The organism is Psychrobacter alimentarius (assembly GCF_001606025.1).
Classification (GTDB): Bacteria; Pseudomonadota; Gammaproteobacteria; order Pseudomonadales; family Moraxellaceae; genus Psychrobacter; species Psychrobacter alimentarius.
This window is the reverse complement of record NZ_CP014945.1, coordinates 2,769,786-2,787,762: the sequence shown is the minus strand read 5'-3', so window position 1 is coordinate 2,787,762 and position 17,977 is coordinate 2,769,786. Positions and strand designations below refer to the sequence as shown.

The window sequence follows — 17,977 nt, the reverse complement described above, 5'->3', positions numbered from 1 at the left end:
AATAGTTAGATTAAGGAGCGGCGTTATGAAAGACAGAATTGTCTTGATATTGTGGATGCTTGTCGATGTAGGCTCTGACATACGGACAAATAGGTCCCACCCTTAAATGTTTAGCTGCTGCTTCGTCTAAGATGGACTTAACCAGATAACCTGCGATGCCTTGCCCGCTAAGCTCCTTTGCAACCTCAGTATGAAGATAGGCAATGCCTTTTTCGCCCTGACTGGTGGTAAAAAAATCATAATCTTCGAAGGCGAGATATCCATCAACGTGAATCTCGAAACGCTTTTGTGCTGTATTGTCTATCAGCTCATGGTTCAATTCATTCGGCATAGTTATATTCCTTTATGTAGATTAGATTAAGTGTATAGATAAGAGCTAGCTAACCCTTTAGCGACCTAATTAGGCGTGATAACTGCGTATACTGATTGCTCATTATGATTATATGACGTTATGCATAGACACATTGTTCTAAAAATAAGAATAGTTATTTGCATTAATGCTTATTTATCTGCCTGTGCTCAACAATTATAATAGGTTCATTGTTTAGGCAAGGTCATTAATGAATTGTCATATAAGATTAAATTACTGATAAATAAGGATATATTATGAAAAATATCTATCATGCAGCAGATTCTCGTGGCGATGCTAATCATGGCTGGCTTAAAAGCAAGCACACCTTTAGCTTTGCCAATTATCACAATCCTGCACGTATGGGTTTTGGGGTTTTACGTGTCATTAATGATGATTTTGTCATCGGTGGTCAAGGCTTCGGTAAGCATTCACACCGCGACATGGAAATCATCAGTATTCCATTGTCTGGCAAGCTTGGTCATGGTGACAATATCGGCAATGAAGGCATTATTGAGACAGGCGAAATCCAAGTGATGTCAGCAGGTACAGGCATTACTCATAGTGAAATGAATGGCGATGCCAACGAACCTGTGAAGTTTTTACAGATTTGGGTCATCCCTAACAAAATGAACGTCAATCCTCGTTATCAGCAGATCCGTATGGATGACATCATGCAACCAAACGAGTTTAACCAAGTTTTGTCACCGAATGCGGATGATGCTGGTGTGTGGATTCATCAAAACGCTTGGTTCAGCATGGGTGATTTCGATAAAGGCGTGACGCGGACTTATCACATAAAGGATGCAAATAACGGTGCTTATATTTTTGTCATCAGTGGTAAGGTAGTGGTCAATGGTCAGACTTTGAACACCCGCGATGGTCTTGGTATTTCAGATACTGTCGACTTCACCATGGAAGTAGAAGAAGATGCCAAGGTCTTGGTCATGGATATGCCGATGTCGTTCTAGGTTGGTTGTATCAAAACGCTAGCGCCGTCGTTTATTAAAGGTCATTTGAGCACTATTAATTAAGCACTATGACGCAAATACTCATTGCATATTGAGAGGTGAATAATGACAATTAAAAACTTAGAGCCAAGGTTGGCAAGTGTTGGTGGTATCCCTATTGCTCGATTATTACCCAATAAAGGCAATCAACCAATTGGTGCTTGGTGCTTTTTGGATCATGCTGGTCCTGCTGAGTTTGGTGATGATGAGTTAGGTATGCAAGTGGGTCGTCACCCGCATATTAATTTGCAAACCTTTAGTTGGATGCTAAATGGCGAAGTACTGCACAAAGACAGTTTGGGAAATGAGCAAGTCATCACCAAAAACCAAGTCAATGTTATGACCGCAGGTACAGGATTGACGCAAGGCATCAGCCATACCGAGCAAAGCGTCTTTCCAGACACGGGTGGCTCACCAGATGCCGCGCGAGGTCTGAGTATGGTGCAGCTATGGATTGCGCTACCAACCGATCAAAAAATCAAGCGTAGCTTCCATCATTATCCCAAATTGCCTACGTGGCGTGAGGGTGGTGCCGAGATGATCCTCACCACAGGCAGTTATGTCAGTGTGACAGGGGAGCATTATCAAGCACCGACCATACAGTACTCAAAAATGATCGGCATTGATGTGAGGTTTTTGGAAGATAGTGACGTCACGCTCAATCTAGAACACGGCTTTGAGTATGGTATCTTGGTCACAGAAGGGCAGATCGAATCTGAAGGCAAAGTATGCGAAAAAGATCAATTGTTTCGCTTTCACGATTCGGATGTGGCTAATAATCGCAGTATCAGACTGTCGGCAAAAAAAGGCACCCGGTTGATGTTTATCGGTGGTGAGCCACTCAACAATAAAGTGCTTCTATGGTGGAACTTTGTAGCCGATAACAAGCAAGAGCTCGAACAGTCTATTATTGACTGGAATAATGGTCATGAGCGGTTCGGAGAGGTGGATTCTATGATGAAGCGTCTACCTTCACCAAAACTGCCTAAAGGCTTCAAAGGGTAGTATTACAAAGTAGTATCGTAAATTGCATTTGTTAATTTAACTTTCTCATATTCCTGTTTGGTTAAGTTTTTTTACAAAAAAGAAATATGGGTTTGGGTCAATTACTCCCATAATGAAGCAAATTACAAATGAAGAAAGTCGAATTACAAATGAAGAAAGTCGAAAGTACCGTTTTAAAGTAACGTGTTAGTCCTATTGATTAACCAGATTTATATCAACAATGTGGAGAAGTACTATGTCAGATTTAAAAACATTACAGCAATTGGCTGAAAAACGTCGCTCAATCTATGCGTTAAATGATCAACTACCAGTGTCTAATGAAGAGGTCGTTCAGGTGGTTGAGCACGCTATTTTGCACACACCATCATCGTTCAACTCACAATCAACGCGTATCATTGTTTTGTTTGGCGATGACCATAATAAACTATGGGACATGACAGAAGAGACGTTACGTGTCATCGTTGGTAATGAAGAGGCATTCAAATCAACCAAAGAAAAAATTGCTGGTTTTAGAAACGGCGCTGGTACGGTCTTGTTTTTTGAGGATCAAGCGGTTGTCAGAGGCATGCAAGAAGCGGCGCCGCTTTATGCAGAAAACTTCCCAATTTGGTCGACGCAAACCAATGCTATGCATCAGTATGTGATCTGGACAGCATTGGCCAGTATCGAAGTCGGCGCGAATTTACAGCATTACAATCCTGTCATCGATGAAAGAGTGGCTAATGCTTGGAACGTTGATGAAAACTGGGAATTGAAAGCACAAATGGTATTTGGCGGTATTGAGCAACCAGCAGGCGACAAATCATTCAAACCTGTTGAAGAACGTCTAAAAGTATTTGGTGCGTAATAAAACAGATTGATATAAAAAAAGCGTCGCTCAATGGTTGAGTGGCGCTTTTTTTTATCTAGCAACCAACAATAACTACGGTTTGGAGCGCATCAAGCTATTGGCGACCCATGCAGGACCAATCAATAAGAACTGTAAATCTTCAAAGAATGAAGGCTTCTTACCTTCAATTTTATGACCAATAAACTGTCCAATCCAAGCCACGATAAAAATACCTGCCCAGACTTTAAATCCCCAGGGTAGTAATGCCATCACTGATAGACAAATTAAGATAAACATACCCATCGCTAAAAAAAGCGGCGTGGATAAGCGCATATAAAACAAGAGTACTAAGGCACTTAGGACTAAGGTGAACCAAACCGAAAGCGACATACCCATACCCAACAAACTGACAAAGATGGTGGGAACACACAGCCAATGGATTTTTTTGTTGACTAAGTTTTGATGACTGACTGCGTACTCACTGAGCCACTGTTCAAGTGTGCGTTTAGACACTCGTTGTTGACGATTGCGAGACATACTAACCTCCTTGTTAGCCATTGATATGATGGACAGATATTGATTACCATGTCGGTAATCAAACAGTCCTTGGTATCAGTTGTAGCATTAATTGAGTATGTCTGCCATTTTATCTAGTAGACGGCACAGTCAAATCTAGCTGTACCGCTCAACTTGCTACTCAAATCCAAACGCGTTTTTCTCTAATTAAACCTTTAACTCTGTTCGCTGCGCTGCCATTCATAAAGACCGATGAAGGCGTTGATTTGATAAATCATAGTTTGAATGGCAAAAATATAATTGCCAGACATGAGGTTGACGATAAGCCAAACAAAATTCACGATGATCCATAACCACCAGTTAAACGAATAGCGCAAAATCATCGCGGCCTGTGCTGTGATTGAAAGCACAAACGCAATCACATTGATCCAGAAAAAAGAAATAAATCCTAAAAATTTACTGTTATCGTCCTCGACCACCGCATAGCCGTAGCTCGCCAATAAGCTATTTACGGTTGGGAAAAGCGCCAGACCAAGAATAATAAACACAGCGGTGATTAACCAAACTGCTTTGTTGGCAGATTTGGGTATCATGTCACCGTCAGGATCGGTGTGTTTGGACCAATAAAAAATCCCATAAACGTGGGTAAAAAAGTTAAACAAAGGGGCGAGCATTAAACCAACTGCGCCTGAGGTGGCTTGTACCACCACTTCGCCTGCCGTGGCTGCCATCCCAAGACCATTACCCATGACATTTTTGCGAAACGACAGCGAGACCACGCAGACCAACCCGACAAAAGAGACGCCCAAATAGAACATATCAAGTGTGGTGTGGTCGGTGGTGAGCCAAAATCCTGCGGACAAAGCAATAACACCGCAAATGAACCAAATAACAATCCATTGCATGGCCCATTTGCCAGTGATGTTGTCCAATAACTGAATAAGCATAGCGCTCTTCCCTAAAAATGAATGTCGATGATTGCCTAATACTGATGAAATCATATAAAAATGAGAGATATCAGTAGTAACCAATTATCTATGACCTGTTATATTTTTAATTGATTGTCTGGTCGAATATATTTTATGGTTTTTTACCATAGATATGCTGATCAATAAACAGCAACGCTTGCTGGTAGCGCGCATCATAATCGGGCTGGTCGATCATGTGCGGCGCGATATCATGACGCGCAAAGATGTCTACTAAGCGCTGCTCAAAGCGTCCTCGCGCCTCGGGTGTACCCAAAGAGCGCATGCCATCGTCAATCCATGGCGTATTGTTGTCAAGCATAATGGTATGGTCTAAACGGAACTCATCAATACAAGCGGCCACAAACGGATGAGTACGACCTTCATACTCTTCACAGAAAGCTTGTGTGGTCACAAAATCCGTGTCAACGATGGTAACAGGTGCCGTCGCACAGGATTTTGCTTCTCTAATGGCTTGGGCATGATTGAGCACAATAGGGGCATAGTCACTGTACTGCAATCCAACCTCACTACCACCCAAATCCGTACCGACATACAGGCGACCCATCTCAAGCGCAAAGCTGGCACCATAATGATTGGCCAGTTTATGTACCAATGTGGTTTTGCCGGAGCTTTCGCCGCCAACGATGGCGATGGTTTTTGTGTAGTCACCGCACACTTGTGGGTGCAGTGCTGACCAATGTGCAATAGGATTTTGGGCAATAGCGAGAGTGTCAAACTCAGGTTGTGCTGACGTAGCAACAATCTTCATTGCTAGTGGTGCTTGCTGCTGTGTTGGACTATGAACCAATGGATGGTTGTCCGCCAAAAACAATGCGGTCTCTATGGGTAAGGACAATGTGTCGAGTAAGTGTTGCAACTGAGTACTGCTAGTCGCTGTATCAAAGCTACTATTAGCAAAATGCTCATGACAGGGCAGTTCGATCTCATCTGTAGTGTGAATCTGAATAAATGGCAAATCTGCGCAAGCCATCTGTAGCCAGCGTGCTTTGTCCTGCAAGGTGATGTTAAAATCTGGATGAGGAGAGGGGGTTGTCGTAATGACAATATGCAAGGTTTTTGCCTGCCCTGATGCCTCTAGTATGCTGCGCATGTGTCCTAAATGCAGTGGCTCAAATTGTCCAATCATCAATCCAGTATCATACATAATTATCCTCACTCTAGGCTTATATAGCCTTATTATTATCGATATTATTAATAAATTATTTGGTTTACGCTGTTTAACAGCATGGTATAAAGGTTCGAGGGGATTTACAGGTAGGTTATTGTAAATATGACTTAAATTTTGTCTTTATCAGAGAAGTTTTTTTATAACCAAATAAGCAGTTAGGCTATGATGTTTTTATGGACTCATAGCGCATTAAAACGAGAGCCATGTGTTGGATTTGGCTTGTGAATAATAGAGAGTAATTTGTAAGATGGTAAGATTTGAGAAACAAACCTTTAGCTGAAACATTTTGAAATAATTATTTAAAATCAGGGGTTTATGAGGCTATATGATAGGTTGAAGCAAGTTTGAGTATCATAAACTCACAAAGGACTTCTATACTATCAACAGATAAATAAAAAATGATTGATATAATTATTCATAAGTTAAGCAGATTAACTATTTTTAAGATTCAACATAAATCCTAAATGGATAAAATTAAAAAAATATAAGTCACAAAATATAATTTATAGAGAGGTATTTGGTTTGGCTAAGTTAGCAAAATTACATCGTTCTCAGAACAATAAGATGATCGCTGGTGTTATGGGCGGTATAGCAGAATATGCAGGCTGGTCACCCACTTGGGTAAGATTGCTGTTTGTGGTTATATCTTCACTAAGTGCGGCAGTACCTGGGATTTTGATCTATATCATATTGTGGATCATTATGCCAAAGGCCAATAGTCAGTCTTACCAATAATAAGGCAAATTTATTATAAAAATAGATTTACTATAAGCACCTCAAAACCAGTTAGGTAAGACCAGTTAAATAGTACGACCAATTGATAAACAAAGTGATACCAAGGTTAGACTCCAAAAAACAAAAAGCCTGACTCATCAGGATACCAGCGATAGACTTTTCCTCCTGCCCAGATGCTCACGCATTTGGGTATTTTTTTGTTTGTGACTTTTGATGACCTCAACATCAGTTTATTACGGCAAATCGAGCTCATAAATAAACATTTATGGATACAATGCAAATTTAGTTGACGTAAATATGGATAAAACAGTCAATTTTTAGTAAGGTGAGCAGGCAAATAGAGTCGTTGCTAAATAGGCGATACGAATGCTATCAACGGTTTATTTAATCATACTCATTCCACAGTGGCTTTACTATGAAAACCCAAACTATGACATCCGAAGCGACAACCCCAATGATACAAGACAAAGACCCTCAACCGATGACCTTTCAAGATTTAATTCTAACGTTACAGAATTTTTGGGCTGATAAAGGCTGTGTGATTTTGCAGCCCTATGACATGGAAGTCGGTGCCGGTACTTTTCATACGGCGACGTTTTTGCGCTCATTAGGTCCTGAGCGCTGGAACGCCGCTTATGTGCAGCCATCACGTCGCCCAACCGATGGTCGCTATGGTGATAACCCAAACCGTCTACAGCATTATTATCAGTTTCAAGTGGTACTCAAGCCCAATCCGCCTAATATTCAAGAGCTGTATTTGGATTCATTGAGAGCCATTGGTATTGATCCATTGGTGCATGATGTCCGTTTCGTTGAAGACAACTGGGAGTCGCCAACGCTTGGGGCGTGGGGTCTTGGTTGGGAGATTTGGCTAAACGGTATGGAAGTGACTCAGTTTACGTATTTCCAGCAAGTCGGCGGCATTGAGTGTTTCCCTGTCACAGGCGAGATTACTTACGGTCTTGAGCGCCTAGCGATGTATGTACAAGGCGTCGATAGCGTTTATGATTTGGTATGGGCAGATGGCGAGTTTGGCCGTGTCACTTATGGCGATGTTTTTCATCAAAACGAAGTGGAGCAGTCGACCTATAACTTTGAGCACGCCGATGTGCCAATGATGGGTGAGATGTTTGACTTTTATGAGCAACAAGCGGATAAGTTGGTTGATGCAGGCTTGCCATTACCTGCTTATGAGATGGTACTAAAAGCGTCACATGCCTTTAACTTACTTGATGCCCGCGGTGCGATTTCAGTCACTGAGCGTCAGCGCTTTATCTTGCGCGTACGTACGCTCGCCCGTAAGGTCGCTTTTGGTTATGTTGAGGCTCGTGCCAAACTTGGTTTCCCATTAGCCGATGAAGCCCATCGTCAAGAAGCGATCGATAAGTATTTGCCAAAAGAAAAGACAGACACTGCAAATGCCAACAATACTCAAACGACTAACGACAATAAATAGGAGCATCCCATGAGTACTATTCTATTTGAACTGGGGTGTGAAGAGCTACCTCCAAAAAGCTTAAAGCCACTACGTGACGCGCTACAAGCGAGCGTCACTGAGCAATTACGCGAAGCAGAAATCAGCTTCGATAGCATCAAATCATTTGCCGCGCCGCGTCGTTTGGCGATTCAGATTCAAGGCATTAGTGACAAGCAGCCAGATCGCACGGAACAAAAACGCGGCCCTGCCATCAAAGCCGCGTTTGATAGTGATGGCAATCCAACCCGTGCTGCCATGGGTTTTGCCAAAGGCTTAGGCATTGAGGCTAGTGAGCTGATTACTATTAATACCGATAAAGGCGATTATGTGGGCTTTGAGCAAACCATCCATGGTCAAGCCATAACAGAGCTATTGCCTACTATTTTTCAGACGGCGCTTGATAATCTGCCGATTGCAAAACGCATGCGCTCGGGTGCCAGCCGTAATGAGTTCGTTCGTCCCGTCCAGTGGGCGGTGTTGATGCAAGATGATGCAGTTATTCATGCCATTATCCAAGGCCACCAAACAGGTGCGCAAACTCGTGGTCATCGCTTCCATAGTCCTGATTATCATGACATTGCCCAAGCCAATGATTATGAATCGTTGCTAGAGGGTTTAAAGGTTGTGGCAGACTTTGATAAGCGCCAAACGCTGATCAAAAACCAAGTCAAAACATTGGCAGATGAGGTTAATTCCGATGCTATCGTGCCGCAAGACTTGTTAGACGAAGTAACGGCCTTGGTTGATTTTCCAATTGCCCTACGAGCAAGCTTTGAGACACGTTTTTTACAAGTGCCCCAAGAAGCGCTGATCTCGACCATGCAAGCGGACCAAAAGTATTTTTGTTTGACCGATAAAGCAGGCAAGTTGCAACCGTACTTTATTTTTATTACCAATATCAGGTCTCAAGATCCGAACCAGATCATCGAAGGTAATGAAAAGGTCGTACGTCCGCGTTTGGCTGATGCCGAGTTTTTCTTCTTACAAGATCAAAAGCATCCACTGTTTGCACTCACAGAAAGCCTAAAAACCCGAGTATTCCAAGATAAGCTCGGTACAATTTGGGACAAGTCTGAGCGTATTGCTAAGTTATCTGCGTTTATTGCCACTTTGCTGCAGCAGCAAGGTCACGACATCAGTGTTGATGAAGCCGTACGTGCTGCTATGTTGTCCAAAGCCGATTTGGCAAGCTCATTGGTAGGCGAATATCCTGAGTTGCAGGGTATCGCTGGTACATACTATGCGCGTTTGGATGGTGAGACAGAAGCCGTTGCCGCCAGTTTGGAAGAACAATATTTGCCTAAGTTTAGTGGTGATGTCTTACCGCAAACGCCAATTGGTATTTGTTTAGCTCTAGCAGACCGTTTGGATACCTTGGTCGGTATTTTTGCGATTGATCAAGCGCCTACTGGGTCAAAAGATCCGTTTAGCTTACGTCGCTCAGCCATTGGTATTTTGCGTATTTTGATTGAAAAGCAACTACCCATCAATCTGGTGGCATTGGTTGAGCAAGCAATCAAAGGCTATAGTGACACTAACGGAGGCAGTAAAATTGCCAAAATGGGCGACACCTTCACTCAAGTTATGGCATTCTTAAACTCGCGCTATCGTGCGATGTATACAGAGCAAAGCGTTAGCGTTGATACTATTCAGGCAGTGCAAGCGATTAATCCGCATATGCCGCTTGATTTTGATCAACGTATTCGTGCGGTTCAAGCATTCAGCACGCTGTCACAAGCGTCGATGTTGGCGGATTCTAACAAACGCGTTGCTAATATATTGGCCAAATCAGAAGTAAGTGTTTCTGATACGGTTGATGATACGCTGTTGACCGAGCCTGCCGAACAAAAATTGTATGGCAGCGTACGCCAAGCACAGACAGCAGTTACGCCATTGCTTGAGCAAGCAGACTATACTCAGGTATTGCAAACGCTTGCCAGTTTGGATGAGCCACTGACCGAGTTTTTTGACAATGTCATGGTCAATAGCGAAGATGAGGCACTAAAAAACAATCGCTTGGCATTATTGAAGCAGGTTCGTGCGTTATTCTTAACGGTGGCGGATATTAGTGAGTTGCAGTTGTAATTCTTTAAAAACGCTGCATTAATCATCAAGTGGTATTTCAAAGAAACTGGTCCTCTGTGGCCAGTTTTTTTGTGTAAACTATGACAGTAAACGGCTCGTAAAGGTGATAAATCGCTAAACTCTCTACTGGTCTCATCATTATACTGTCATCCTTATTGATGGTTACGTTATACTATTAGGACGTTTTGCAGAAGGGTCAATCAAATGATTTCTGTTACTCATAAACGTTTATTCATCGTCAAAGGAGCACTGCCGTGTTTGCCGTTATTATCATCATTCTCGTTATCTGGGCTTCAATGTGGGCATTCTATAAATTTATGTATCCACGTCCTCCCAAGAGCATGATGCCAAAAGAAGGTGATGTGATCACACCGCGGCAGTGCAACTTCTGTGGTAACAGTTTGGCTGAATATCGCGGTGTCCTAGAAACTAAGCCGACAATAGCTGCCGCTAACGCTAGTGATAATCCTGTTGATGCCAATCAAGAATTATTCTTTTGCAATTATGAGCACCAAGCGGATTTTCATGCTGGTAAAGTCTACAATCCCCATGCGTAGATGATTCGCTTGTGCGCCAGACGATTGTATAAGTATAAAAAAAGCGCTTAGCTGTCGTGAGCTAGGCGCTTATCTGTTAGAGACTGACTATTTGCTTATAAACTGACTGTCCGCTTATAAGATGGATTGAGCGTCTTTTAGGATTTTATTAAGTAAAGCGTCAGATCGGCTGCTTTCTTGCAAACGATCTTCATCATCTCTTTGATTGGCGTGAATTTTTTCATACAAGTTTAAGCAGCATAATACCAAGAGGTTTTCTTGACTGAGACTGGGTGCGTCTTTTCTGAGCTCTTGCGCATAGTCATTAATATAAAAAACTGCTGAGCGCAGCTCTTCTTGCTCATGTACAGGACAATAGATAGGGTAAGTAACGCCCGCAATCGAAATATCGACTTTTTTGATTTGAGGCTCAGGGGTATTATTAGTATTGGGTTTAGACTGGGCTGAGACGGTTGCGGTGCCAGCTCCAGTTGCCGCGATCTTTTGTGATTTTGGGTCAGTAGAGCGTGTTTGGTTGGTGGCTAGCTTTTCTTCTGAAGATTTAGGGTGGTTATTGGTCATGATAAATCCTACAATGTCTGGTCAGTAAAATGAGTAATATAAGATATTACTAGGATGAATGGACTGGCTAACCTTCTGCTTGGTCAATACGGGTCAAGCGTTTCAAGACAACTTGCGTTCGCTCAGCGGCCAATTGATTTTTCTTTTGTAAGTCACTATTTTGCTGTTTAATATCGTGATACTGCTGTTTCAATTCTTTGTTATGCTGCTGCAGCTCATTGTTTTGTTGTTTTAATTCGCTGATCTGTTTTTGCAGCTTGTCTTGCTCTTCACCAATCATATGATGCGCTTCTGCAAGATTTTGATAGCGCTTGTCGAGATCATTCAATTGTTTTTTGGCACCGTCGCGTTCTGTATGGCTCGTATTGAGCTTATTTTGTAGTGCAGTCAGCTCTTGGGTATTGGTGACGGGATTTTGTTTGAGGCTGCTAAGTTCAGCACTGACAAGCTGATACTGCTTTTTTATGTCGAGTATCGTTTTTTCTAATAGTTTAAGTTGATCATACATAGTCAGTTTTTATCCTTAACAAGTAAGCGTGAATGAATTTTGTTCTCTGCGTTTAATAATGCCATAGGTGACCGCATAATATCTATATCAACAAAGTAATTACGCGTATTAGGCTTGGCCTTTTTATATTTATTAGGCGCGCTTTTGTTAGTGACAGGGTACAGCGTCTATTTTCTGTTTTTTAAGCAATAACCACTCATTAGGATATCTATTATGAATGACAATATTTCTGGCTGGAATACTTGGCTGACCGCTTTTGACGACTGGACTGATGTATCTATCAGTGAGGTACATGGCTTGATGACAGGGCTTATGACAGCTTGTAATGCCCCTGATGAAGCAACATGGGCGAAGGTGTTTGAGGAGCTGAGCTTTGCGTCACTACCAGAGGCTGCATTGACCTTGTTGACAGAAGAAGCAGAGGACACTGTATTCCAGCTTAAAGACAAAGATGATGCCTATTCTTATATGCCGCTCATACCGGATGATGAACACGATTTATACGAGCGTGTGATAGCGTTGAAACAGTGGGCGAACGGTTTTATGACTGGTTTTGGCATTACCGATTGTAGCCTCACGAGTGAGGAAAACGAGATGCTATCCGACTTGGCAAAAATTGGTGCCATTCGCCTTGAGGATGACGAAGATTTTGAAGGTGGTGAAGAGTCTTACTTGTACCTCTACGAATTTGCACGTATGGTACCTGTCAGCTTTGCAACTCGTAAGCGCAAAGCCGTCAAAGATATTGCACTTATCTCTGGGCTTGCCATCAATGCCAAAACGACCAAAGAGTTACAAGCAGAAGGCAAATTACCAAAACCAATGCCACCGGTTATTGATATCATGAATCAAAACAATCCATCGTAAATGATGTTATATATAGTCAAGCTAGAATAGAAAATAGACGTCAGATAGCTGTTTGCTGAGGCGAAGTTTGCGTGCTTTGTGCGCCAACGTGTTTATAAGTGTTATCTCGGCATCGCTATATTTTTTTTGACGTATATTGACGATAGAATAAAAATAGTAATTTGCGATAAAAGAATAAAGGGAGATGAGGATGATAACTGATCATGACATGCCACATCTGCGCCGCTGCGTAGCGCTGGCTGCCGACGCTCTAGAAGCAGGCGATGAGCCGTTTGGTAGTGTGTTGGTTGATGGCGACGGTCAGGTTTTATGTGAGGATCGTAACCGCGCTAACACGGTGGATCCAACTTATCATCCTGAAATCGCTGTAGCAAAATGGGCGGCGCAACACATGACAGTTGATGCGAGGGCAAAAGCGGTGGTGTATACCTCAGGCGAACACTGTGCAATGTGTGCAGCAGCTCATGCATGGGCAGGTCTTGGGCGTATTGCATACGTCAGTTCCTCAAAACAGCTGACCGAGTGGATGATGGAGATAAATGTAAAATCCACATCACCTATCAATACTTTTTCTATTCAAGACATTGCGCCAAATATACCTGTATCAGGCCCTGTCGCTGGCTTGGATAAAGAGATAAAAGCATTGCAACAGCGCGCGCTCCAAAGAAGTTAATTTTTTTATCTTATATCGTGATAAGGATATTTTATGACTACAAACAACAGTAATGATAACAGTCAAACCCCGTCCGATACTGCTTATCCCAATCAGAGTCTTGACTGGCTCACGCGTTTGATTGGTTTTGATACGGTCAGTCGCCATTCAAACTTGGCACTTATTGAAGACGTACAAGCCTACTGTAAGCAATTGGGCCTTGCGGTGGATTTGACTTTTAATGAGGCCAAAAACAAAGCCAATCTATTTGTGACCGTACCCGCTGGTAAAAACGCTGATCAATTGAATAATGGGCTGGTGCTCTCAGGGCATACGGATGTGGTGCCAATCGATGGTCAAGATTGGACGTCAGAGCCGTTTACTGCAACGATTCGTGGCGACAAGCTCTACGGACGCGGCGCTTGTGATATGAAAGGCTTTATCGCTTGTGCTTTAACGCTATTGCCGCAAGCCGTGCAATTATCAAACAGTGGAAAACTACGTCGTCCCTTGCATCTGGCATTGTCGTTTGATGAAGAAGTTGGCTGTTTGGGCGCGCCACTCATACTGGCAGACTTAAAAGTCCGCGGTATTACGCCTGATTATTGTATCGTTGGTGAGCCGACCAACATGGCGATGGTGGTGGCACATAAAGGCATTGCGGTTTATCGTTGCCGTGTGCATGGTAAGTCCGCGCATTCATCCTTGACGATGCAAGGGGTCAATGCCATCAGTTACGCCAGCCGCTTGATTGGCTACGTGGATACGTTGGCAGAAGAGATAAGCGGTCGCGATGACAATGATGCGCTGTTTGATGTGCCTTATTCGACCTTATCCGTTGGTACCATACGAGGCGGTACAGCAACCAATATTGTACCCAACTTGTGCGAGTTCACCTTTGACTATCGTAACCTGCCGCACATGACGCAAGACGATATTTTAGTACCCATTCAAGAAAAGGTTGCAGAGCTCAGCGCACAGATGCAAGCCCGTGCTCCAGAGACGGGCATCGAGCTGGTGCAAGAAGAAAGTGTGCCAGCCATGACCGACAATGATAGCGCTGAGCTGCAAGCGTTGATAGCGGCATTAACTGGAGATGACGAGCGTCATAAAGTGGCTTATGCAACTGAGGGCGGTCAATTTACCAATGCTGGTATTCCAACGATTATCTGCGGTCCTGGTAGTATTGAGCAGGCGCACAAAGCGGATGAATACGTAGAACTGATTGAAATCGAACGTTGTGACGGCTTTTTGCAAAAACTATTAGACAGTTGTACCGTCAAGTAGCCTGTAAAACTGCCAAACATATGTATATAATGCGAGTAAGCAAAAGAAATACCGTCCTAATGGCGGTATTTCTTTTTTTGGTAATGTGGCTATTCGTATAAGAACCATTTATATATAACAAAGTAGGGGTTAGCTGATGTCTTGGCATCTGTTTGCAGTATTTTTCGCAAGTACGTTTTTGATTTCCGCGACCCCAGGTCCCAATATGCTACTGGCATTTCAGTACGGCATGAACTATGGTGTGAAGCGAACGTTATGGACGCTGGCGGGTTTGAGCCTTGGACTGTTTGTTTTGTTACTGTCAACGCTGCTCGGATTGGATGTAATCAGTCGTCAATCGCCATGGCTGCTCACGATTATCAAAGCCGTGGGCGCGGCATACTTGATTTATTTGGGTATCAGTTCATGGCGTGATGCGGGCGATGGCAGCCTGATGAGCGATGCTAAAGAGCTAAGTGCGGAGGTAGAAGCCGACTATGCTGCCTCTGAGGGTACATCTACTAGACCGCAGCCACGTTCGCTCTCTAACGCTGCCGTGCAAGTAGGTCCCAGCAATCTTACTTTGTTTCGTACGGGTGTTTGGGTCTCTCTATCTAACCCAAAAGCGATTTTGTTCTTTGCAGCCTTTTTCCCTAAGTTTATTAATTTTAGTGCGCCACTATGGCCACAATATATTCTACTGACCATTGGGCTGTTCATGAGTGAGACCATTTGGCAGATCGTATATACCTTGGGTGGCAAAAAGCTGGCAAGTTGGCTCGATGTGGGTGGTCGCTTAGCATGGTTAAATCGTGGTTGTGGCGTCATTTTTGTATTGATTGCAGCCGCTTTGTTAGCTGACGTCATAAAAGATTTTACGATGTAAAAGATATGATTGTTATTTATTTTTTATATTAAAGAAACTTCCTAAAGTATTAATATAAAATTGATACTAAATTAATAGTTGACATTGATTTTTAAATCGTTATTATAATCGCATTGATTTATAGGTTTTTATATCGAATAAATCACATCAATCAATTTGCTTTTGTCGCCCTGACATTAGCCATAACCTATGGAGGAATCATCGTGTCCTATATAACTGTTAAAACGTTTTTAAAGATTGAATGTATGAAAAGCATGACAGCAATGATGACTTCTAAAAGGTTTGGCTAAGCCTATAGATCAGTTATTTATTGATACTTTATAATTTAGTGTCTCTAAACAACCTTCTATATCTACTCGCGTTATCCTTCTTTTAAGTTATCTGTGTTGTATGGTTATTTGACTATACTAGGCATTCTGCTGTTTATTGCTTGTCTAACATTTCTCTTTACCGTCTACCAAAAGATAAGCTATGTGAAAACTTAGCTAATGTCTGTCTGCGCGCTTGTTGTACACATAGCATGTATGCGGTCATTTTTGGTACGGTAATATCTTTCTTAAAACGTCCATTATAAATTAGCCATGAATTTTTATTGATTTTTAATTAATAAAAATACGGTTTTTTATTGCCTATCATTTCTTAATTGTCGATTTTTCTTATTAAATATTGAGTTTAATTGAGACAGATAAGTAATGTCTAAAAAATTAAATAGGTGAATTAAAAAATATATGGTCTTAAAAATAAAAAATGGAAAAAACAATGAGCATTCAATTAGTATTAAATAAAAATAGCAAACATGGCGTCCCTGTCAAAATATACACCACCGATGTTGAACAAGGTGCCATGCAGCAACTACGCAACTTGGCCCAGTTAGAATTTGTACATTCGCACATTGCTGTCATGCCTGATGTCCATGTTGGCAAAGGCGCGACCGTCGGTAGCGTGATTCCGACCAAATCTGCCATTATACCTGCGGCAGTCGGTGTAGATATTGGCTGTGGTATGAATGCGGTACGATTGTCGCTGACAGCAAGTGATTTGCCGGATAGTTTGAAGTTATTACGTTCGATAGTAGAACAGCAGGTGCCGGTAGGGTTTAACTTGCATAAACAAATCCAAGCCAAAAACTCGACGCTTGATCCGCTTGGCAAACGACTGAAACCTATTACCGATAAGCATCCGGGTTTACTCAAAATGCTAAAAGGCTTTGAGCGTACGTGGGCCAAGCAGCTCGGCACGCTTGGCGGTGGCAATCATTTCATTGAGCTGTGTTTGGATGAAAACAACGATGTTTGGGTCATGCTGCATTCTGGTAGTCGCGGTATTGGCAACTGTATCGGCCGCTATTTTATCAATCTGGCCAAAAAAGAGCGCCAATCACGCTTTGGTCATGTGCCTGATCGTGATTTGTCGTATTTTGCTGAGGGCTCTGACAGCTTTGCTGATTATGTTGAGGCGGTCGGCTGGGCGCAGGATTACGCGCTAGAGAACCGCCGCGAGATGATGCGGTTGGTGATTAAGGCGTTGCAATCGCCGCAAGCAGGACTGCCACGATTTCAGCTGACCAAAGAAGCCATCAATTGCCATCACAACTACGTCAATGAAGAGGTGCATTTTGGCGAGCAGGTTTATGTGACCCGTAAAGGCGCGATTAGTGCTTACGCAGGTGAGCTTGGCATCATCCCTGGCTCTATGGGCGCAAAATCTTTTATCGTCCGTGGTCTTGGCGCGGCAGAATCGTTTTGCTCATGTTCACACGGGGCAGGTCGGCAGATGAGCCGAGGTAAAGCGGTGCGCGCGTTCACCATTGATGAGCTAAAAGCGCAGACAGCTGGGGTTGAATGTCGCAAAGACAAAGGCGTCATCGATGAGATACCGGGCGCGTACAAAGACATTGATGAAGTGATGGCCAACCAACGAGACTTGGTTGAAGTGGTGCATACGCTCAAGCAAGTCATGTGTATTAAAGGCTAATACTAAGCCTGCAAATCATCTTAGCGTCGTCAAACTTGCTTCATGTGATGGACGTACAATTTGCGCTCGTTTTTCTTCGCTAATATGGTTTTTGGCATTTGCATTTAAAAAGAATTATAGAATAGGCAATCATATGAGCTTAAAACAAACGTTAAAAAAGGCCAAACAGATTGAGCGGCATTTAGAACAGCGAGCTGAGTCAGGTGCACAGCATTCGCTAGGCGCAGTGAAGGCACGCAATTATTTGGCGCTGAATCCGCTACTCAAAAAAGGCGGTATCCATGAAAAAGAAGACATTGACATCGTCCGCAAAAAGCGTCGTCGTGAGACCAAGCAGCAGCTACGGAAGACAGATTGGTTATCAGAATAGGAGCGAAAAAATTTTATGAGCCACGATTATGATGTTATTTATTCACTTTAAGAAGCGTACGGTTCTATCATATTAATATTATAAAAAAGAGTTAGCGCGGCTGGGGTAAATTTTTTGCCGCCTCTATCAGCGTAGACACAGTAAGCAAGGAAAATTTGTACCAGTCACGCGTT

At 42.8% G+C, this 17,977-nt stretch carries 19 protein-coding genes; 13 read left to right on the top strand and 6 right to left on the bottom strand.

Annotated elements, in window-relative coordinates:
* Window positions 1-10: 10 nt before the first annotated feature.
* Window positions 11-331 carry a GNAT family N-acetyltransferase gene (locus A3K91_RS11490; protein ID WP_228139863.1) on the bottom strand — a complete coding sequence of 107 codons (321 nt, stop codon included), beginning with the start codon at window positions 329-331 and terminating at the stop codon, window positions 11-13.
* A gap of 275 nt (window positions 332-606) precedes the next feature.
* Here A3K91_RS11490 and A3K91_RS11485 point away from each other — a divergent pair, with 275 nt between their 5' ends.
* The 3 genes from A3K91_RS11485 to A3K91_RS11475 all read left to right on the top strand — a co-directional run bounded on the left by A3K91_RS11485 (window position 607) and on the right by A3K91_RS11475 (window position 3,211).
* The gene (locus tag A3K91_RS11485) at window positions 607-1,320 is read left to right on the top strand and encodes a pirin family protein (RefSeq protein ID WP_062845384.1); all 714 of its coding nucleotides are present in this window, start codon (window positions 607-609) and stop codon (window positions 1,318-1,320) included.
* Between the two features lie 105 nt (window positions 1,321-1,425).
* Window positions 1,426-2,364, top strand: a complete 939-nt coding sequence (locus tag A3K91_RS11480) for a pirin family protein (protein WP_062845383.1) — start codon at window positions 1,426-1,428, stop codon at window positions 2,362-2,364.
* 235 nt (window positions 2,365-2,599) lie between these two features.
* Window positions 2,600-3,211: a nitroreductase family protein gene (locus tag A3K91_RS11475; RefSeq protein ID WP_062845382.1), complete on the top strand. Its 612-nt coding sequence runs from the start codon at window positions 2,600-2,602 to the stop codon at window positions 3,209-3,211.
* Window positions 3,212-3,286: 75 nt separating this feature from the next.
* Here A3K91_RS11475 and A3K91_RS11470 read toward each other — a convergent pair whose 3' ends face one another.
* The 3 genes from A3K91_RS11470 to nadR all read right to left on the bottom strand — a co-directional run bounded on the left by A3K91_RS11470 (window position 3,287) and on the right by nadR (window position 5,842).
* The gene (locus tag A3K91_RS11470) at window positions 3,287-3,730 is read right to left on the bottom strand and encodes an Mpo1 family 2-hydroxy fatty acid dioxygenase (protein WP_062845381.1); all 444 of its coding nucleotides are present in this window, start codon (window positions 3,728-3,730) and stop codon (window positions 3,287-3,289) included.
* Between the two features lie 194 nt (window positions 3,731-3,924).
* Window positions 3,925-4,656 (bottom strand): nicotinamide riboside transporter PnuC, encoded by a 732-nt coding sequence (gene pnuC, locus A3K91_RS11465; protein ID WP_062845380.1) that lies wholly within the window; start codon window positions 4,654-4,656, stop codon window positions 3,925-3,927.
* Window positions 4,657-4,789: 133 nt separating this feature from the next.
* Window positions 4,790-5,842 (bottom strand): multifunctional transcriptional regulator/nicotinamide-nucleotide adenylyltransferase/ribosylnicotinamide kinase NadR, encoded by a 1,053-nt coding sequence (gene nadR, locus A3K91_RS11460; RefSeq protein ID WP_062845379.1) that lies wholly within the window; start codon window positions 5,840-5,842, stop codon window positions 4,790-4,792.
* 546 nt (window positions 5,843-6,388) lie between these two features.
* Between nadR and A3K91_RS11455 the strand changes: the two genes are divergently transcribed.
* The 4 genes from A3K91_RS11455 to A3K91_RS11440 all read left to right on the top strand — a co-directional run bounded on the left by A3K91_RS11455 (window position 6,389) and on the right by A3K91_RS11440 (window position 10,720).
* Window positions 6,389-6,601 (top strand): PspC domain-containing protein, encoded by a 213-nt coding sequence (locus tag A3K91_RS11455; RefSeq protein WP_062845378.1) that lies wholly within the window; start codon window positions 6,389-6,391, stop codon window positions 6,599-6,601.
* A 481-nt stretch (window positions 6,602-7,082) separates the two neighbouring features.
* On the top strand, window positions 7,083-8,057 hold the full coding sequence (gene glyQ / locus A3K91_RS11450) for a glycine--tRNA ligase subunit alpha (protein ID WP_099046740.1): 975 nt from the start codon (window positions 7,083-7,085) through the stop codon (window positions 8,055-8,057).
* Between the two features lie 9 nt (window positions 8,058-8,066).
* Window positions 8,067-10,163 (top strand): glycine--tRNA ligase subunit beta, encoded by a 2,097-nt coding sequence (gene glyS, locus A3K91_RS11445; protein WP_062845377.1) that lies wholly within the window; start codon window positions 8,067-8,069, stop codon window positions 10,161-10,163.
* Between the two features lie 254 nt (window positions 10,164-10,417).
* The gene (locus A3K91_RS11440) at window positions 10,418-10,720 is read left to right on the top strand and encodes a hypothetical protein (protein WP_228139862.1); all 303 of its coding nucleotides are present in this window, start codon (window positions 10,418-10,420) and stop codon (window positions 10,718-10,720) included.
* Between the two features lie 114 nt (window positions 10,721-10,834).
* Here the strand turns inward: A3K91_RS11440 and A3K91_RS11435 are convergent, their stop codons facing one another.
* Window positions 10,835-11,281, bottom strand: a complete 447-nt coding sequence (locus A3K91_RS11435) for a cell division protein ZapA (RefSeq protein ID WP_062845376.1) — start codon at window positions 11,279-11,281, stop codon at window positions 10,835-10,837.
* 67 nt (window positions 11,282-11,348) lie between these two features.
* On the bottom strand, window positions 11,349-11,789 hold the full coding sequence (locus A3K91_RS11430; RefSeq protein ID WP_062845375.1) for a hypothetical protein: 441 nt from the start codon (window positions 11,787-11,789) through the stop codon (window positions 11,349-11,351).
* A gap of 213 nt (window positions 11,790-12,002) precedes the next feature.
* On the opposite strand from A3K91_RS11430, the gene A3K91_RS11425 reads away from it, so the two are divergent.
* The 6 genes from A3K91_RS11425 to A3K91_RS11400 all read left to right on the top strand — a co-directional run bounded on the left by A3K91_RS11425 (window position 12,003) and on the right by A3K91_RS11400 (window position 17,804).
* Window positions 12,003-12,656: a UPF0149 family protein gene (locus A3K91_RS11425; protein WP_062845374.1), complete on the top strand. Its 654-nt coding sequence runs from the start codon at window positions 12,003-12,005 to the stop codon at window positions 12,654-12,656.
* A 190-nt stretch (window positions 12,657-12,846) separates the two neighbouring features.
* Entirely contained in the window at window positions 12,847-13,329 is a 483-nt protein-coding gene (locus A3K91_RS11420) for a deaminase (protein ID WP_062845373.1), read from the top strand.
* 33 nt (window positions 13,330-13,362) lie between these two features.
* On the top strand, window positions 13,363-14,595 hold the full coding sequence (gene argE / locus A3K91_RS11415) for an acetylornithine deacetylase (RefSeq protein WP_062845372.1): 1,233 nt from the start codon (window positions 13,363-13,365) through the stop codon (window positions 14,593-14,595).
* A 136-nt stretch (window positions 14,596-14,731) separates the two neighbouring features.
* The gene (locus A3K91_RS11410) at window positions 14,732-15,460 is read left to right on the top strand and encodes a LysE family translocator (protein ID WP_062845371.1); all 729 of its coding nucleotides are present in this window, start codon (window positions 14,732-14,734) and stop codon (window positions 15,458-15,460) included.
* A gap of 759 nt (window positions 15,461-16,219) precedes the next feature.
* On the top strand, window positions 16,220-17,434 hold the full coding sequence (locus tag A3K91_RS11405) for an RtcB family protein (protein WP_062845370.1): 1,215 nt from the start codon (window positions 16,220-16,222) through the stop codon (window positions 17,432-17,434).
* A gap of 133 nt (window positions 17,435-17,567) precedes the next feature.
* Entirely contained in the window at window positions 17,568-17,804 is a 237-nt protein-coding gene (locus A3K91_RS11400) for a hypothetical protein (RefSeq protein ID WP_062845369.1), read from the top strand.
* The last annotated feature ends 173 nt before the right edge of the window (window positions 17,805-17,977 follow it).

Excerpts from the sequence above, each read along its gene's own strand:
- A3K91_RS11490 (WP_228139863.1), bottom strand. The coding sequence starts at position 331 with ATGCCGAATGAATTGAACCATGAGCTGATAGACAATACAGCACAAAAG.
- A3K91_RS11485 (WP_062845384.1), top strand. The coding sequence starts at position 607 with ATGAAAAATATCTATCATGCAGCAGATTCTCGTGGCGATGCTAATCAT.
- A3K91_RS11480 (WP_062845383.1), top strand. The coding sequence starts at position 1,426 with ATGACAATTAAAAACTTAGAGCCAAGGTTGGCAAGTGTTGGTGGTATC.
- A3K91_RS11475 (WP_062845382.1), top strand. The coding sequence starts at position 2,600 with ATGTCAGATTTAAAAACATTACAGCAATTGGCTGAAAAACGTCGCTCA.
- A3K91_RS11470 (WP_062845381.1), bottom strand. The coding sequence starts at position 3,730 with ATGTCTCGCAATCGTCAACAACGAGTGTCTAAACGCACACTTGAACAG.
- pnuC (WP_062845380.1), bottom strand. The coding sequence starts at position 4,656 with ATGCTTATTCAGTTATTGGACAACATCACTGGCAAATGGGCCATGCAA.
- nadR (WP_062845379.1), bottom strand. The coding sequence starts at position 5,842 with ATGTATGATACTGGATTGATGATTGGACAATTTGAGCCACTGCATTTA.
- glyQ (WP_099046740.1), top strand. The coding sequence starts at position 7,083 with ATGACCTTTCAAGATTTAATTCTAACGTTACAGAATTTTTGGGCTGAT.
- glyS (WP_062845377.1), top strand. The coding sequence starts at position 8,067 with ATGAGTACTATTCTATTTGAACTGGGGTGTGAAGAGCTACCTCCAAAA.
- A3K91_RS11435 (WP_062845376.1), bottom strand. The coding sequence starts at position 11,281 with ATGACCAATAACCACCCTAAATCTTCAGAAGAAAAGCTAGCCACCAAC.
- A3K91_RS11430 (WP_062845375.1), bottom strand. The coding sequence starts at position 11,789 with ATGTATGATCAACTTAAACTATTAGAAAAAACGATACTCGACATAAAA.
- A3K91_RS11425 (WP_062845374.1), top strand. The coding sequence starts at position 12,003 with ATGAATGACAATATTTCTGGCTGGAATACTTGGCTGACCGCTTTTGAC.
- A3K91_RS11420 (WP_062845373.1), top strand. The coding sequence starts at position 12,847 with ATGATAACTGATCATGACATGCCACATCTGCGCCGCTGCGTAGCGCTG.
- argE (WP_062845372.1), top strand. The coding sequence starts at position 13,363 with ATGACTACAAACAACAGTAATGATAACAGTCAAACCCCGTCCGATACT.
- A3K91_RS11410 (WP_062845371.1), top strand. The coding sequence starts at position 14,732 with ATGTCTTGGCATCTGTTTGCAGTATTTTTCGCAAGTACGTTTTTGATT.
- A3K91_RS11405 (WP_062845370.1), top strand. The coding sequence starts at position 16,220 with ATGAGCATTCAATTAGTATTAAATAAAAATAGCAAACATGGCGTCCCT.
- A3K91_RS11400 (WP_062845369.1), top strand. The coding sequence starts at position 17,568 with ATGAGCTTAAAACAAACGTTAAAAAAGGCCAAACAGATTGAGCGGCAT.